The following is a 14275-nucleotide window of genomic DNA, read 5'->3' as shown; positions in this document are numbered from 1 at the left end:
CCTAGGGGCTCGAGGTCATAAGTCAATCCGCCGTGAAGGTTAAAGAGCAACCTTCTCGTCGGCTTGCCTTATGCTTGTCGCCCCTGAGCAAGGCGCTTGCGCTTTTCTTAATAAAGGAGGTATATTATGGCAAATAAACTCGTTTTAATTGATGGCAATAGTATTGCCTATCGTGCTTTTTTTGCGTTGCCGTTACTTAATAATGATAAAGGTGTACATACGAATGCAGTATATGGCTTTACGATGATGCTAATGAGGATTCTTGAAGATGAAAATCCGACGCATATTTTGGTTGCTTTTGATGCTGGGAAAACAACTTTCAGACATGCAACCTATACAGAATATAAGGGTGGCAGACAAAAGACCCCACCGGAATTATCTGAACAATTCCCGTTTATCCGTGAATTGTTAAAAGCATACGGAATTCCACAATATGAGCTTGAGAATTATGAAGCTGATGATATCATCGGAACTCTTGCTACGAAAGCAGAGCAAGCAGGTTTTGAAGTAAAAGTGATTTCTGGTGATAAAGACTTAACGCAGCTAAGCACAGAAAAAATAACGATAAATATAACAAAAAAAGGAATTACCGAAATTGAACAGTACACTCCCGAACATATTAACGAAAAATATGGTCTAACTCCGGAACAAATCGTTGATATGAAAGGATTAATGGGCGATGCGTCTGATAATATCCCTGGTGTGCCAGGGGTAGGTGAGAAAACAGCGATTAAACTTTTAAAAGAATTTGGGACAGTAGAGAATTTACTGCAATCGATTGACTCAGTGAGTGGCAAAAAGCTACAAGAAAAGCTGCATGAATTTAAAGACCAGGCAATGATGAGCAAAAATTTAGCTACGATTACGAAGGAAGCTCCAGTTGAAGTAGTGCTCACTGAACTGGAATATGAAGGATATGAAGCAGAAAAGCTTGCGAAAATCTTTAAGGAACTTGGATTCCAATCGCTTCTTGAAAAAATGGATGGTTTGAAAACAGATGATCCTGCCGATTTAGCGGAAATAGAGCATACGATGCTAACTGAGGTGACGGACGATATATTTGCCGAAGAAAATAACGTATATGTTGAAATTTTAGAGGATAACTATCACTATGCTGATATTATTGGTTTCTCAGTAGCAAATGAAAAAGGGATATTTTATTTTCCGGTTAGCTTGGCAATTCAATCAGATGCTTTTAAAAGATGGGCCGAAGATGAAACGATGAAAAAGACGGTATTTGATGCTAAACGGTCTGTAGTTTCGCTAAGGCATCATGGGATCTATCTACAAGGGATAGATTTCGATGTCTTCCTTGCTTCATATATTATTAATCCATCTGATTCTGCTGATAATCTACCTGAAGTTGCAAGATTACACGGTTTTCACAATCTTGAACTGGATGAGGTGGTTTACGGAAAAGGTGTGAAGCGGAGTGTTCCGGAAGAAACCAAACTTGCTGAGCACCTTGCTCGTAAAGCACTAGCGATTTCTGATATAAAGGATCGGCTTACAGATGAGCTAATTAAAAATGAGCAATATGATTTATTTAGTGAGCTAGAAATGCCGCTTTCCCTCGTGCTCGCAGATATGGAATTTCTAGGAGTTAAGCTTGATGTTGACAGGCTTAAAAACATGGGACAGGAAATTAGTGAGCAGCTAGATGAAATCGAAAAGAAAATCTATTTTTATGCGGGGGAAGCATTTAATATTAATTCTCCGAAACAGCTAGGTGTCATTTTATTTGAAAAATTAGGGTTGCCGCCATTGAAAAAAACAAAGACGGGTTATTCAACAAGTGCAGATGTACTTGAACAATTAGCGCCGAAACATGAAATTATTCGTGAGATTTTAAATTATCGCCAGCTTGGTAAGCTGCAATCGACCTATATTGAGGGTTTACAAAAAGTTGTTAACTCACAAACGAATAAGGTTCATACCCGTTTTAATCAGGCTTTGACACAGACAGGGCGTTTAAGCTCAACGGATCCAAACTTACAGAATATCCCGATTCGGATGGAAGAAGGGAGGAAAATCCGTCAAGCCTTTGTTGCCTCTGAAAAAAGTTGGGTGATTTTTGCAGCTGACTACTCACAAATTGAATTAAGAGTGCTCGCTCATATTGCTGGTGATGAAAAGTTGATTCAGGCTTTCCAAGAGGGGCTTGATATCCATACTCAGACTGCGATGGAGGTCTTCCATGTCGAGGCAGATGAAGTCACGGACAATATGCGGCGTCATGCAAAAGCGGTTAATTTCGGGATTGTCTACGGAATTAGTGATTATGGTTTATCTCAGAGCCTTGGGATTACAAGAAAAGAGGCCGGACAATTTATTGAACGGTACTTAAAAAGCTATCCTGGTGTTAAAGACTATATGGAGGATGTTGTTCGTGATGCAAAAGAAAAAGGGTATGTGACAACTTTGCTTCATCGAAGACGCTATTTACCTGAAATTACTAGTCGGAATTTCAATGTTCGCAGTTTTGCTGAACGAACAGCTATGAATACACCTATTCAAGGAACGGCTGCAGATATAATTAAAAAGGCAATGATTGAAATGGCTATGCGTATTGAAAAAGAAAACTTAAAAGCGAGATTATTGCTTCAGGTTCATGATGAATTGATTTTTGAGGCACCAGAAGAAGAAATTGAAGCTTTAAAGAAAATCGTACCAGATGTGATGGAACATGCGTTGCAATTAGATGTCCCGCTAAAAGTCGATTATGCATATGGTCCAACTTGGTTTGACGCAAAATAGGAGGAGAAAGATTTGCCAGAATTACCCGAGGTAGAAACGGTTCGAAAAACGCTAGAGGCGCTTATTATTGGGAAGAAAATAAAGGAAGTTTCCATCTTCTGGCCGAAAATGGTTAAGAAACCAGAGGAAGTAGAACAATTTTCAGATGCCCTTCGTGATCAAACGATTTTAAGTATCGGAAGGAGAGGAAAGTTCTTACTATTTTATACGGATGATTATGCACTTGTTTCACATCTCCGTATGGAAGGGAAATATGGCGTCTTTCAAAAGGTTGAACCGGTAGAAAAACATACACATGTCATCTTCCACTTTACGGATGATAGTGAGCTTCGGTATAAAGATGTACGGAAATTCGGAACGTACCATCTTTATAAAAAGGGGGATGAACTTTATGAGCAACCACTAGTGGGACTAGGACCTGAGCCGTTTTCTGAAACATTTACACTAGAGGGGTTAAAAGAGAAATTAAGAAAAACAACTCGGAAAATTAAGCCTACATTGTTGGATCAAAAAGTTTTAGTTGGTTTAGGAAATATTTATGTAGATGAAGCTCTTTTTCGCGCTCAGATCCATCCGGAACGCCCGGCACCCTCTTTAACGGACGATGAGCTTTCCCGACTGCATTCAGAAATTATTAAAACGTTGTCGGAGGCAGTTGAAAAAGGTGGCAGTACCATCCGCTCTTATGTTAATTCTCAAGGACAAATTGGAATGTTCCAGCTAGATCTAAATGTTTATGCCCGTAATCAAGAACCTTGCAAATGTTGTGGGACAGAAATTGAAAAGATTGTAGTAGGGGGTCGTGGAACTCATTATTGTCCAAAATGTCAGAAATAAAATGGTTGGGGAATATTTTTTAAGCATCTAGCCTCTATATCTCAGTTTTTTATCAGTATGTCATTTTTTGGTGTTTATTTTACTTTAACCATGGAATGGCTTCCACCATATAATATCTTAGCGATTGACAGGAGGGAGCTCTACCATGGTTCAAACTTTCTCACTGCTATTACTTGCTTTCGCTGTCAGTCTTGACAGTTTTAGTGTCGGATTTACTTACGGATTGAGGAATGTCAAGATCCCATTCAAATCGATTTTCATTATTGCGATGTGTTCTGCAGTTGTCTTAATTTTAGCAATGACAATCGGTGAATTTCTGGTTACTGTTTTACCACCGACGATTGCTGAAAAGATTGGTGGTTTTATCCTAATTCTTCTCGGTGCTTGGATCTTATATCAATTTTTTCGACCTGAGAAAACTGAGCAAAAGGATGAAAAAGAGAAAACTGAGCAAAAGGTGGAAATAGAGAAAACTTTATTTAATTTGGAAATTCAATCACTAGGGATTGCCATTAATATTTTGAAAAAGCCAATGTCAGCTGATTTTGACCGTTCAGGAACAATTACTGGAATAGAAGCACTTATGTTAGGGATTGCGCTTTCTCTTGATGCATTTGGTGCTGGTATTGGGGCGGCAATGCTCGGATTTTCACCGATTTCCCTAGCCTTAGCAGCGGCGTTAATGAGTTCAATGTTTGTTTATGGCGGTATGAAAGCTGGAGTTTTTTTATCAGGATATAATTGGGTACAAAAGCTCAGTTTTATTCCGGGTCTTTTATTAATTATTGTTGGAATTATCAAGCTTTAATGCTAGAAAGGAATAGAGTGATATGTCATTGATCATAGGACTTACTGGAGGTATTGCAAGTGGCAAAAGCACTGTTTCACAAATGTTAACGGAAATGGGTATTACCGTTATCGATGCAGATGTTGAATCGCGGCTCGCAGTTGAAAAAGGGGAAAAAGCATATAATGACATAGTGCGTTACTTTGGAAAAGATATTTTAGATGAGAATGGGGTTATTAACCGCGCAAAGCTTGGAGCCATTATTTTTAATGATGAAGAAAAGCGCTTGGTCTTAAACTCCATCGTCCATCCTGCAGTCCGGGAACGGATGGAGGAGAAGAAAGAACAGGCAATCCAAAAAGGGGAAAAAGTGGTTGTTCTCGATATCCCACTATTAATTGAGGGGGAAAACCAGTATTCTGTAGATAAAATATTGCTCATCTATGTTGACGAGGAAATGCAACTTCGCAGACTGATGGAGAGAAACCATTTTAGTGTAGAAGAGGCGCGCTCGAGGATTAATTCGCAAATGCCGTTAAAAGAAAAGGTGAAACATGCGGATAAGGTAATTGATAATAATGGAACAATTGAAGAAACGGCGGAGCAAGTGAAGAAAATTGTATCCTCGTGGGGAATTTAAGGACCAAATTGGTTCTTTTTTTTGTCTTAAGAGTGATAATTTTTTAAAAGTGATTATATTTTTAAATGTGCGCAATTATTTATCACAAATTTAAATTAATATGTTATACTAAATACCATATAAGGGGTAATTGAGTATAACATTAATGTGGAAGGAGCCGTAGAATGAAGGCTAAAATTGCAATAAACGGGTTTGGGAGAATAGGGAGAATGGTGTTTAGAAAGGCTATTCTTGAAGAAAATCTTGAAATTGTGGCGATAAACGCTAGCTATCCGGCTGAAACTTTAGCGCATTTAATTAAATATGATTCAACACATGGGAAATTTGAGGCAGATGTAATACCAGCTGATGATGCATTGATTGTAAACAATAAGCGTGTTCAGTTGTTAAATAATAGGAATCCGGCAGAATTGCCATGGAGAGAATTAGAGATTGATATCGTTATAGAAGCGACTGGAAAATTCAATTCACGTGATAAAGCATCCGCCCACCTGGATGCAGGTGCTAAAAAAGTTATTTTATCTGCTCCTGGGAAAAACGAGGATATTACGATTGTCATGGGAGTCAATGAAAGCGAATTAAATATTGAGAAACATGATGTTATTTCCAATGCTTCTTGTACGACAAATTGTTTAGCACCAGTAGCTAAAGTGCTTGATGATCAATTTGGAATTGTTAATGGGCTAATGACGACGGTTCACTCGTACACAAATGACCAGAAGAATATTGATAATCCACATAAAGATTTGCGTCGTGCTCGCTCATGTGCGCAATCGATTATTCCGACGTCAACTGGTGCAGCAAAAGCTTTATCATTGGTGTTGCCGCAATTAAAAGGGAAATTACATGGAATGGCTTTGCGAGTACCGACACCGAACGTCTCTCTTGTTGATTTAGTTGTTGATCTTAAGCGCGAGGTAACAATTGATGAAATTAATGAAGCTTTTCTATCATCCTCTAGAGGCGCATTAAAGGGAATTTTAGACATCACTGATGAGCCACTTGTTTCAATTGACTTTAATACAAATGATCATTCAGCCATTATTGACGGTCTGTCAACAATGGTAATTGGTGCGAATAAAGTAAAAGTTCTTGCTTGGTATGATAATGAATGGGGTTATTCTTCTAGAGTCGTAGATCTAGCTAATTATGTTGCACAAAAGTTAGCTAAATGTACCGAAGTAAAAGTGGGGTAATCAAAAATTCATTCCAGGGAATAGGTCTGCCTTTTATTAAATAAGGTAGGCCTATTTTTTATGGTAAAAAAAAAAACACAGCAAAGAATGTACCTGTTTTGAATATAATTTCTTTAGATAATTTTAAGTACTTTAGTTGCAAAAATAATATAAACAAAGTATACTAGTCATCGTGAACTTCTTCATTAAGGTAAATATTAACTACTTAAAGGGTTAGGACCTCTTTGGACTAACTTCCCCCCGTTGTAGTTAAAGTACCAATGAAAATGGGAACTTCACTTCTAACCAAAATAGTTAGAGGGGGAACTGAATATGGAAACAATGGGTCGTCATGTAATTTCTGAACTTTGGGGTTGCGATTTTGAAAAATTAAATGATATTGATTTTATTGAAAAAACATTTGTTGGAGCAGCTTTAAAATCAGGTGCAGAAATTCGTGAAGTCGCTTTTCATAAGTTTGCACCACAAGGTGTTAGTGGGGTTGTCATTATATCTGAATCTCACCTCACGATACACAGCTTCCCAGAACATGGATATGCAAGTATTGACGTTTATACTTGTGGGGATTTAAATCCTATTGTTGCGGCCGACTATATCGCCGACGCGTTAGGAGCCCAAACTCGTGAAAATATTGAAGTACCAAGGGGAATGGGACCAATACAAGTAAAACAGTCACAAGCGAAAGCATTATAAAAAATGACTATTCAAGAGGTGTATAAAATACATCTCTTTTTAATTTTTCTTCAATAAGATATAATAAGAAGCAATAAGGAATAGTAAAGAAATGTTACATATGATAGAAATTCGGAGTTGAAATCGAGATGAAATGTCCAGCTTGTCAAAATAATTCGACCCGTGTCCTTGATTCTCGTCCAGTAGACGAGGGGAGATCGATTCGACGTAGAAGAGAATGTGAAGCCTGCTCCTATCGTTTTACAACTTTTGAAAAAGTAGAAGATATTCCTCTTATTGTTGTGAAAAAGGAAGGGACACGTGAGGAGTTCAATAGAGAAAAGTTGTTAAGAGGGTTAATCAAAGCGTGTGAAAAACGCCCTGTAGCATTGAAACAACTTGAAGAGATTGTTTCGGAGATAGAAAAGGAACTTCGTAATAATGGGGTTTCAGAAGTGAAAAGTGAAGCCATCGGTGAAATGGTCATGGATCGTCTTGCAAATATCGATGAGGTGGCTTATGTTCGCTTTGCCTCTGTTTACCGACAATTTAAAGATATCAATGTTTTTATCGAGGAATTAAAGGAACTGATTAAAAAAGAACAGTCTTAATAGAGCTGAAGGGGAAATCCTTGGCTCTTTTTTTATCAATAGTGCAAGGGGTGGTAAAGGCAATGACACAGCATTGGCAGGAGCTGTTGCCTGTTGACCAATATGTGGTCGGATTAAGTGGTTTGTTACATGAATATGATCGCAAAGTGCTCACTTTTTTATATCAGCCTTTAATAGGACCGGTATGCATGAGTTTATATATGACACTTTGGGCGGAGCTTGAGGAAAACCGTCTTTGGTCATCATCTTCCTCTCATCACAGCTTAATGACTCTTCTAGACTTGAATTTAAAAGACATTTATCATGCCAGATTAAAGCTTGAGGCAATGGGACTGTTGAAAACTTACGTAAAAAACGACGAAGAAAATCGCTCGTTTATTTATCAATTACAGCCACCATTAACCCCGGAGCAATTTTTCTTAGATGGGTTATTAAATATATACTTATATCGAAAAGTGGGGAAGAATCAGTTCTTTAGGCTGAAACGCTTTTTTGCTGATAAGGCGATTAGCCAACAAGACGGCTATTCAGAAGTGACAAGGGAATTTCAAGATGTTTTTGTGTCTGTCTCTCCTGATACTTTACGATACCATAGTGACTCAGGAGAAGAGCTTGCTCCTGAAAAAGACGAGGTTTTTATTGGGAGACAAGAGTCGGACGGGGTACAAATCAATCCGACGACTTTTAATTTTGAGATTTTAACTGCAGGGCTGAAGGAAAACTTAGTTTCAAAAAATGCGTTGACACCGGGAGTAAAAGAAGCGATTAGCAATCTTGCATTTTTGTATGGGATTGATGCGATTCAAATGAAAAACATTATACTTAGTGCATTGACAGCAGATAGTGAAATTGATATTGAGGAGCTTCGAAAAGCTGCGAGAGATTGGTATCAGTTTGAAAATCAAGACCAATTGCCACAACTTCTTGACTTAACACAACCGCTACAGCATAAAACGGCGCCAAGTAGTCCGAAATCGCCAGAGGATGAGCTTGCTCATTATTTAGAGAGCACCTCACCAAGACAATATTTAATTGATATTTCGGGTGGTGCGGTCCCCTCCAAAACAGATCTTCAAATTATTGAAGGGATTATGTTTAAACAAAAGCTCCACCCAGGAGTCGTGAATGTACTAATTGAGTATGTTATGATCAGGACAGATATGAAGTTGAACAAAGGATATATGGAAAAAATAGCTAGCCATTGGGCTCGAAAACAAGTGAAAACCGTGAAAGAAGCAATGGACCTAGCGAAAAAAGAACATAGGCAATACATACAATGGGCCGAGGAGAAAAAAGATCGACCATCATCCAAAAAGCCTATTCGTAAAGAGCTTTTACCAGACTGGTTTGAGGATAAAGCGGAGTCTAAAAAGCAAAAGGACATGAAGAAAGACTCTGCATTTGAGCAAGAAAGAAAGCAACTTGAGGAAGAACTTAAGGAGTTTAAGTCAAGGAGGTGAGGCCGATGGAAAAGATAAATGAAACACTGAGAAAATTAACGAAAAATCAAAATTTCCAGCAACGGTATGAAGCGTTAAGAACAGAAGTATTAAATGATCTTCATGTGCAAGATTTTATTCAAAGACACGAAGGTCAAATCACTCGAGAGATTATAGATAAAAGTTTAATGAAAATGCATGAATTTATTAATCAAAGCAAAGGTTGTGCTGATTGTAGCAGTCTTTCTAGTTGCAAGAATATGATTCAAGGCTATGAGCCAAGACTTGTCTTTAATGGGAAATTTATCGATGTGACTTATGACCGCTGTCAAAAAAAGGTCTTACATGAAGAAAAACAGAAAAGCGAGCGTTTAATTGGGAGTTTATATGTCCCAAAAGAAATTTTAAAAGCTTCTCTTGGTGATATTGATCTCGAAGATACAGGAAGATTTATGGCGATTAAAATGGCCAAGGATTTCGTTAAAAATTATACTGAGGGTGAAAAGCAAAAAGGAATCTACTTCCATGGCCCCTTCGGAACAGGAAAATCGTATTTACTCGGAGCAATCGCTAATGAATTAGCAAAAAAACAGATTCGTTCGATGATTGTATATGTTCCTGAATTGTTTAGAGAAATGAAAAATGCAATCGGTGATAATTCCCTTAATGAAAAGCTAGACTTTATTAAAAAATCCCCTATATTAATGTTAGATGATATCGGAGCGGAGACGATGAGTAGTTGGGCTAGGGATGAAATTTTAGGGCCAATCCTTCAATTTCGAATGTTGGAAAATTCACCGACTTTGTTTACTTCTAACTTTGATTTTGCTGGTCTTAGTCATCACTTAACTTATAGTCAGCGAGGCGAAGAGGAGCAATTAAAAGCAGCGAGAATATTAGAAAGAATAAAGTATCTTGCTATACCGGTTAAAGTTGAAGGAAGAAACCGAAGAGAGTAAGTCATAGCTAAAAGGTATGGCTTTTTTCTTTTTTATCGATAAATTCTTTTCGTTTAGTTTACATGCTTCTAAAATGAACATGTCCCCCATATATTAAATCAGGAGATTTTTACGAAGGGGGGATATGGTTGATAGAAATCATCTTCCAAAAAGACGATGATGCCCATCGTTTATACGGGCATATGATAAACCAGGTGACTGCCGAAATTGTGGAACGAGGGCATGTTCAACTGGATAAAAATAAGAAAAGAATAAGAATACTCCCACAAAAGCTGCCAAAAGCAGATTTCCATAAGATTAAGGAAAGCGTTTATAATTTTATCGTCGTCAAGAAGCGTGACGACTGGTTCAGAGAAATTCTCGCTAACCGTTTTTTTTATAAAGATCCAAATGAGCAAGAGCAAATCCTGCAAATCATTTATTCCGTTATTGATGGAAGTAGAGAGGATTTGGCCTCTTTTCTAAGTGGTCCGGATGAAAAAGGATATGCATTAAAGGCAATACATGAAATGTTCAATAGCGGAATCAGTTTTTCTTTCGATTCTTTTGTGATGTTTCGTTTGCGACCATTTCATGATCGACTGTATAGCTATGTGGAAGTGGCAATTGATGAGTACAAACTCGAGCAAGATTACCAGATGTTTGTACAGACGTTGAGAGAGTTTTTATCTGCTAGAGAGGCGAAACAAGAAGTGATTCATTTATTGCTTGATGAGGAAACAACCTTTCATGATAAAAATTTAAATGAACTGAAAAGAAGTGAGTTAATTAAGGGGATTGACCGTCGATTACTGGGGAATCACCCACTCTATATTGATTCCGTAACAATTGCCCCATTGCTGTCAATTGCACCTACTCAGATTTTTCTGTATACAAATCAACCAGAACAACCGCTCGTTCGAACGATTCGAAATATCTTTGAAGAGCGAATAAACATATGTCCAGTTAAAGTTTTTGCTGAAAATAAGAAAAATATGAGTGATAAGTCCAATAGTCCTACTTGATTTTCGACAAATTACAAATTATAATTACCTACATAAATGGAATCAAGCGAATTGTAATGATGAGGACATGGGCATTCTTGAATGGTTTGCAGAGAGGGAAGGCAAGGCTGTAACCTTCCTAACACTAAAGAATTGACTTACCACCTCTGAACTTCAGTTGCGAACGCTTTTTGTAAGCTAGTAGTTGCTGACGGTATTAGAACCGTTATCAAAACCAAAGCCGTTTTTATCGGGAATGACTATCTGTAAAAACGGGAAATTGGGTGGAACCACGTGATTTGAAACTCGTCCCTTATTTGAGGGAGGAGTTTTTTTATTTTATAAAAGAAGTGAGGTAAAGCGTTATGGCAGACATGATTAAATTAACATTCCCAGACGGTGCAGTAAAGGAGTTTTCTGCCGGTACGACGACTGAAGACATTGCGGCTTCAATTAGTCCGGGACTTAAGAAAAAAGCCATCGCCGGGAAGGTAAATGGCGAAATGTATGATTTGCGCCGACCAATTGAAGTGGATGGAGCAATAGAAATTGTCACTCCAGATAGTGATGAAGCTCTTGAAATCCTCCGCCACAGTACGGCGCATCTTATGGCTCAAGCGATTAAACGCGTGTATAAAGATGTCAAACTTGGTGTTGGGCCAGTTATTGAAGGTGGTTTTTATTATGATATTGATATAGATGTATCAATTACACCTGAGGACTTGCCTGCGATTGAAAAAGAAATGAAGAAAATCATTAATGAAAATCTCGAAATTGTCCGCAAAGAAGTAAGCCGTAATGAGGCTATTCAGTTGTACAAAGAAATCGCTGATGAGTACAAGTTAGAGCTAATTGAAGCGATTCCAGCGGATGAGACAGTGACTATCTACGAACAAGGCGAATTCTTTGATCTTTGTCGTGGAGTCCATGTTCCTTCAACAGGAAAGTTGAAAGAATTTAAGCTACTAAGCATTGCAGGAGCTTATTGGCGTGGAGACAGTGATAACAAAATGCTCCAGCGTATTTATGGAACAGCATTCTTTAAAAAGGATGATTTGGCAGAACATTTGCGCCTGCTTGAAGAAGCGAAAGAACGCGATCACAGGAAGCTTGGTAAAGAACTTAATTTATTTACGAGCTCGCAAAAGGTAGGGCAAGGGCTTCCGTTATGGTTACCGAAGGGATCAACAATTCGCCGGATTATTGAGCGTTATATAGTTGATAAAGAAGTAAGTCTTGGCTATGATCACGTCTACACACCGATTATGGCAAATGTGGAACTATACAAAACTTCCGGTCATTGGGATCATTATCAAGAAGATATGTTTCCGCCAATGCAGATGGATAATGAACAATTAGTATTAAGACCGATGAATTGTCCGCATCATATGATGGTTTATAAAAGCAGTATGCACAGCTATCGTGAGTTGCCGATTCGCATAGCTGAGTTAGGAACAATGCATCGATATGAGATGTCTGGAGCGTTGTCAGGATTGCAACGTGTACGTGGAATGACGTTGAATGATGCTCACGTATTTGTTCGACCGGACCAGATTAAAGAGGAATTTAAGCGGGTAGTTGATTTAATTCTAGCTGTTTATAAAGATTTTGATCTCAATGATTACTCCTTCCGTTTATCCTATCGTGATCCTGAAGATACTGAAAAGTATTTTAATGATGATGAAATGTGGGAAAGAGCACAAAGTATGCTGAAAGAGGCGATGGATGAACTAGGTCTCGACTATTATGAGGCCGAAGGAGAAGCAGCATTCTACGGACCGAAATTGGATGTTCAGGTTAAAACAGCACTCGGAAAAGAGGAGACGCTGTCAACTGTACAGCTCGACTTTTTGCTTCCAGAACGCTTTGATCTAACTTATATTGGAGAGGATGGCAAACACCATCGTCCGGTTGTCATTCACCGCGGAGTTGTCTCAACGATGGAGCGCTTTGTTGCCTTCTTAATTGAAGAATATAAGGGAGCTTTCCCGACATGGCTTGCACCTGTACAAGCACAAGTGATCCCAGTTTCACCTGATGTTCACTATGACTACGCAAAACAAGTACAAGAAAAATTGAAAGCAGAAGGGTTTAGAGTTGAGCTCGATGACCGTGATGAAAAAATCGGTTATAAGATTCGTGAAGCACAAATGCAAAAAATTCCTTATATGCTTGTTGTTGGAGATAAAGAAATTGAAGAACATGCTGTTAATGTTCGAAAGTATGGGGAACAGAAGTCTGAAACCATAGGTTTTGAGACATTTCTAGACCTTTTACGTAAAGATGCTAAAAAATAGCTTAAAAAGCATTGCAAGATGTATAAAGGTTTGTTACAATACAATTCGTTGCAGTAATTAGTTACTAGTTAATACATTGACATGACATCGATATTGTGATATAGTTACTTAGGTAGAAAAGTGAATACGGTTTGTGGAAAAGAAGGAGCACCCGCTTCTCACCTGTTCGACGCAATGCAGCAGTTGACAGGTTTTACGTAAATGACTGTTATTAAGTACGGTTTCGTAAAGTGTGGGTGTTTAACCCACACTTTTTTATTTGCGGAAATGATTAAGCTGTAGGTTTGAAAGCTAGATGTCAATTCTTTACCCAAACTTTTGTATTCGTAATAAACCTGGAGGTGGCTAACTATTAGCAAAGATATCCTGTTGAACGAGGGAATTCGCGCACGCGAACTTCGTCTTATTGACCAGAATGGCGATCAGCTAGGAATTAAAACAAAAAATGAAGCGCTTGAAATCGCTTCACGTGTAAACCTTGATGTTGTCCTTGTGGCACCGAATGCAAAACCGCCAGTAGCCCGGATCATGGACTACGGTAAATTTAAATTCGAGCAACAAAAGAAAGACAAAGAAGCGCGTAAAAACCAGAAAACAATCAACCTCAAAGAAGTTCGTCTTAGCCCGACAATTGATGAGCATGATTTCAATACGAAGTTGCGAAACGCAATCAAGTTTCTTGAAAAAGGCGACAAAGTAAAGGCTTCGATTCGATTCAAAGGTCGTGCCATTACACATAAAGAAATTGGTCAACGTGTTTTAGATCGTTTCTCTGTAGCATGCAAGGATGTTGCTACTGTTGAGTCCCATCCGAAAATGGACGGACGCAGCATGTTTCTGGTTTTAGCCCCTAAAAACGATAAGTAATAAGGAGGAAGTCCCTAATGCCAAAAATGAAAACTCACCGTGGCGCTGCAAAGCGTTTTAAGAAAACTGGATCAGGCAAGCTTAAGCGTTCACACGCTTTTACAAGCCATTTATTTGCGAATAAATCTACGAAAGCTAAGCGTAAACTTCGCAAAAGTGCAATGGTTTCCAAAGGTGATTTTAAACGTATCCGTCATTTATTAGACAACATTAAGTAATCTCGAGGGAAC

13 protein-coding genes and 2 other annotated features are annotated in these 14275 nt (G+C 38.3%); all 13 genes read left to right on the top strand.

The window, feature by feature from the left end; all coding sequences use genetic code 11:
* Positions 1 to 126: 126 nt before the first annotated feature.
* The 13 genes from polA (at position 127) to rpmI (ending at position 14263) form a co-directional block, all read left to right on the top strand.
* The gene (polA, locus tag GNT69_RS09500) at positions 127 to 2757 is read left to right on the top strand and encodes a DNA polymerase I (protein WP_203554704.1); all 2631 of its coding nucleotides are present in this window, start codon (positions 127 to 129) and stop codon (positions 2755 to 2757) included.
* 12 nt (positions 2758 to 2769) lie between these two features.
* Positions 2770 to 3594 carry a DNA-formamidopyrimidine glycosylase gene (gene mutM, locus GNT69_RS09495; RefSeq protein ID WP_203554703.1) on the top strand — a complete coding sequence of 275 codons (825 nt, stop codon included), beginning with the start codon at positions 2770 to 2772 and terminating at the stop codon, positions 3592 to 3594.
* 145 nt (positions 3595 to 3739) lie between these two features.
* Positions 3740 to 4402, top strand: a complete 663-nt coding sequence (ytaF, locus tag GNT69_RS09490) for a sporulation membrane protein YtaF (RefSeq protein WP_203554702.1) — start codon at positions 3740 to 3742, stop codon at positions 4400 to 4402.
* A 22-nt stretch (positions 4403 to 4424) separates the two neighbouring features.
* Positions 4425 to 5021 carry a dephospho-CoA kinase gene (coaE, locus tag GNT69_RS09485; RefSeq protein WP_203554701.1) on the top strand — a complete coding sequence of 199 codons (597 nt, stop codon included), beginning with the start codon at positions 4425 to 4427 and terminating at the stop codon, positions 5019 to 5021.
* Between the two features lie 164 nt (positions 5022 to 5185).
* Entirely contained in the window at positions 5186 to 6217 is a 1032-nt protein-coding gene (locus GNT69_RS09480) for a glyceraldehyde-3-phosphate dehydrogenase (RefSeq protein ID WP_203554700.1), read from the top strand.
* A 312-nt stretch (positions 6218 to 6529) separates the two neighbouring features.
* The gene (gene speD, locus GNT69_RS09475) at positions 6530 to 6910 is read left to right on the top strand and encodes an adenosylmethionine decarboxylase (protein WP_203554699.1); all 381 of its coding nucleotides are present in this window, start codon (positions 6530 to 6532) and stop codon (positions 6908 to 6910) included.
* Positions 6911 to 7038: 128 nt separating this feature from the next.
* A complete protein-coding gene (gene nrdR, locus GNT69_RS09470) occupies positions 7039 to 7500 on the top strand; it encodes a transcriptional regulator NrdR (RefSeq protein ID WP_203554698.1) in 462 nt (153 codons plus the stop codon).
* Between the two features lie 62 nt (positions 7501 to 7562).
* The gene (locus GNT69_RS09465) at positions 7563 to 8960 is read left to right on the top strand and encodes a replication initiation and membrane attachment family protein (protein ID WP_203554697.1); all 1398 of its coding nucleotides are present in this window, start codon (positions 7563 to 7565) and stop codon (positions 8958 to 8960) included.
* A gap of 5 nt (positions 8961 to 8965) precedes the next feature.
* Positions 8966 to 9898 carry a primosomal protein DnaI gene (dnaI, locus tag GNT69_RS09460; RefSeq protein WP_203554696.1) on the top strand — a complete coding sequence of 311 codons (933 nt, stop codon included), beginning with the start codon at positions 8966 to 8968 and terminating at the stop codon, positions 9896 to 9898.
* A 128-nt stretch (positions 9899 to 10026) separates the two neighbouring features.
* Entirely contained in the window at positions 10027 to 10902 is an 876-nt protein-coding gene (gene ytxC / locus GNT69_RS09455; RefSeq protein WP_203554695.1) for a sporulation protein YtxC, read from the top strand.
* Positions 10903 to 10949: 47 nt separating this feature from the next.
* Positions 10950 to 11198 (top strand) — a binding site (T-box leader).
* Between the two features lie 48 nt (positions 11199 to 11246).
* On the top strand, positions 11247 to 13178 hold the full coding sequence (thrS, locus tag GNT69_RS09450; protein WP_203554694.1) for a threonine--tRNA ligase: 1932 nt from the start codon (positions 11247 to 11249) through the stop codon (positions 13176 to 13178).
* 133 nt (positions 13179 to 13311) lie between these two features.
* Positions 13312 to 13441: a sequence feature (ribosomal protein L20 leader region), on the top strand.
* 88 nt (positions 13442 to 13529) lie between these two features.
* The gene (infC, locus tag GNT69_RS09445) at positions 13530 to 14045 is read left to right on the top strand and encodes a translation initiation factor IF-3 (protein WP_203554906.1); all 516 of its coding nucleotides are present in this window, start codon (positions 13530 to 13532) and stop codon (positions 14043 to 14045) included.
* Positions 14046 to 14062: 17 nt separating this feature from the next.
* Positions 14063 to 14263, top strand: a complete 201-nt coding sequence (gene rpmI, locus GNT69_RS09440; protein WP_203554693.1) for a 50S ribosomal protein L35 — start codon at positions 14063 to 14065, stop codon at positions 14261 to 14263.
* The last annotated feature ends 12 nt before the right edge of the window (positions 14264 to 14275 follow it).

Source organism: Bacillus sp. B15-48, assembly GCF_016879755.1.
Classification (GTDB): Bacteria; Bacillota; Bacilli; order Bacillales; family Cytobacillaceae; genus Mesobacillus_B.
The sequence above is the reverse complement of the archived record's forward strand: the minus strand, read 5'-3'. Positions and strand labels throughout refer to the sequence as shown.

Coding starts and splice junctions, on each gene's coding strand:
- polA (WP_203554704.1), top strand. CDS start 127: ATGGCAAATAAACTCGTTTTAATTGATGGCAATAGTATTGCCTATCGT.
- ytaF (WP_203554702.1), top strand. CDS start 3,740: ATGGTTCAAACTTTCTCACTGCTATTACTTGCTTTCGCTGTCAGTCTT.
- coaE (WP_203554701.1), top strand. CDS start 4,425: ATGTCATTGATCATAGGACTTACTGGAGGTATTGCAAGTGGCAAAAGC.
- GNT69_RS09480 (WP_203554700.1), top strand. CDS start 5,186: ATGAAGGCTAAAATTGCAATAAACGGGTTTGGGAGAATAGGGAGAATG.
- speD (WP_203554699.1), top strand. CDS start 6,530: ATGGAAACAATGGGTCGTCATGTAATTTCTGAACTTTGGGGTTGCGAT.
- nrdR (WP_203554698.1), top strand. CDS start 7,039: ATGAAATGTCCAGCTTGTCAAAATAATTCGACCCGTGTCCTTGATTCT.
- GNT69_RS09465 (WP_203554697.1), top strand. CDS start 7,563: ATGACACAGCATTGGCAGGAGCTGTTGCCTGTTGACCAATATGTGGTC.
- dnaI (WP_203554696.1), top strand. CDS start 8,966: ATGGAAAAGATAAATGAAACACTGAGAAAATTAACGAAAAATCAAAAT.
- thrS (WP_203554694.1), top strand. CDS start 11,247: ATGGCAGACATGATTAAATTAACATTCCCAGACGGTGCAGTAAAGGAG.
- rpmI (WP_203554693.1), top strand. CDS start 14,063: ATGCCAAAAATGAAAACTCACCGTGGCGCTGCAAAGCGTTTTAAGAAA.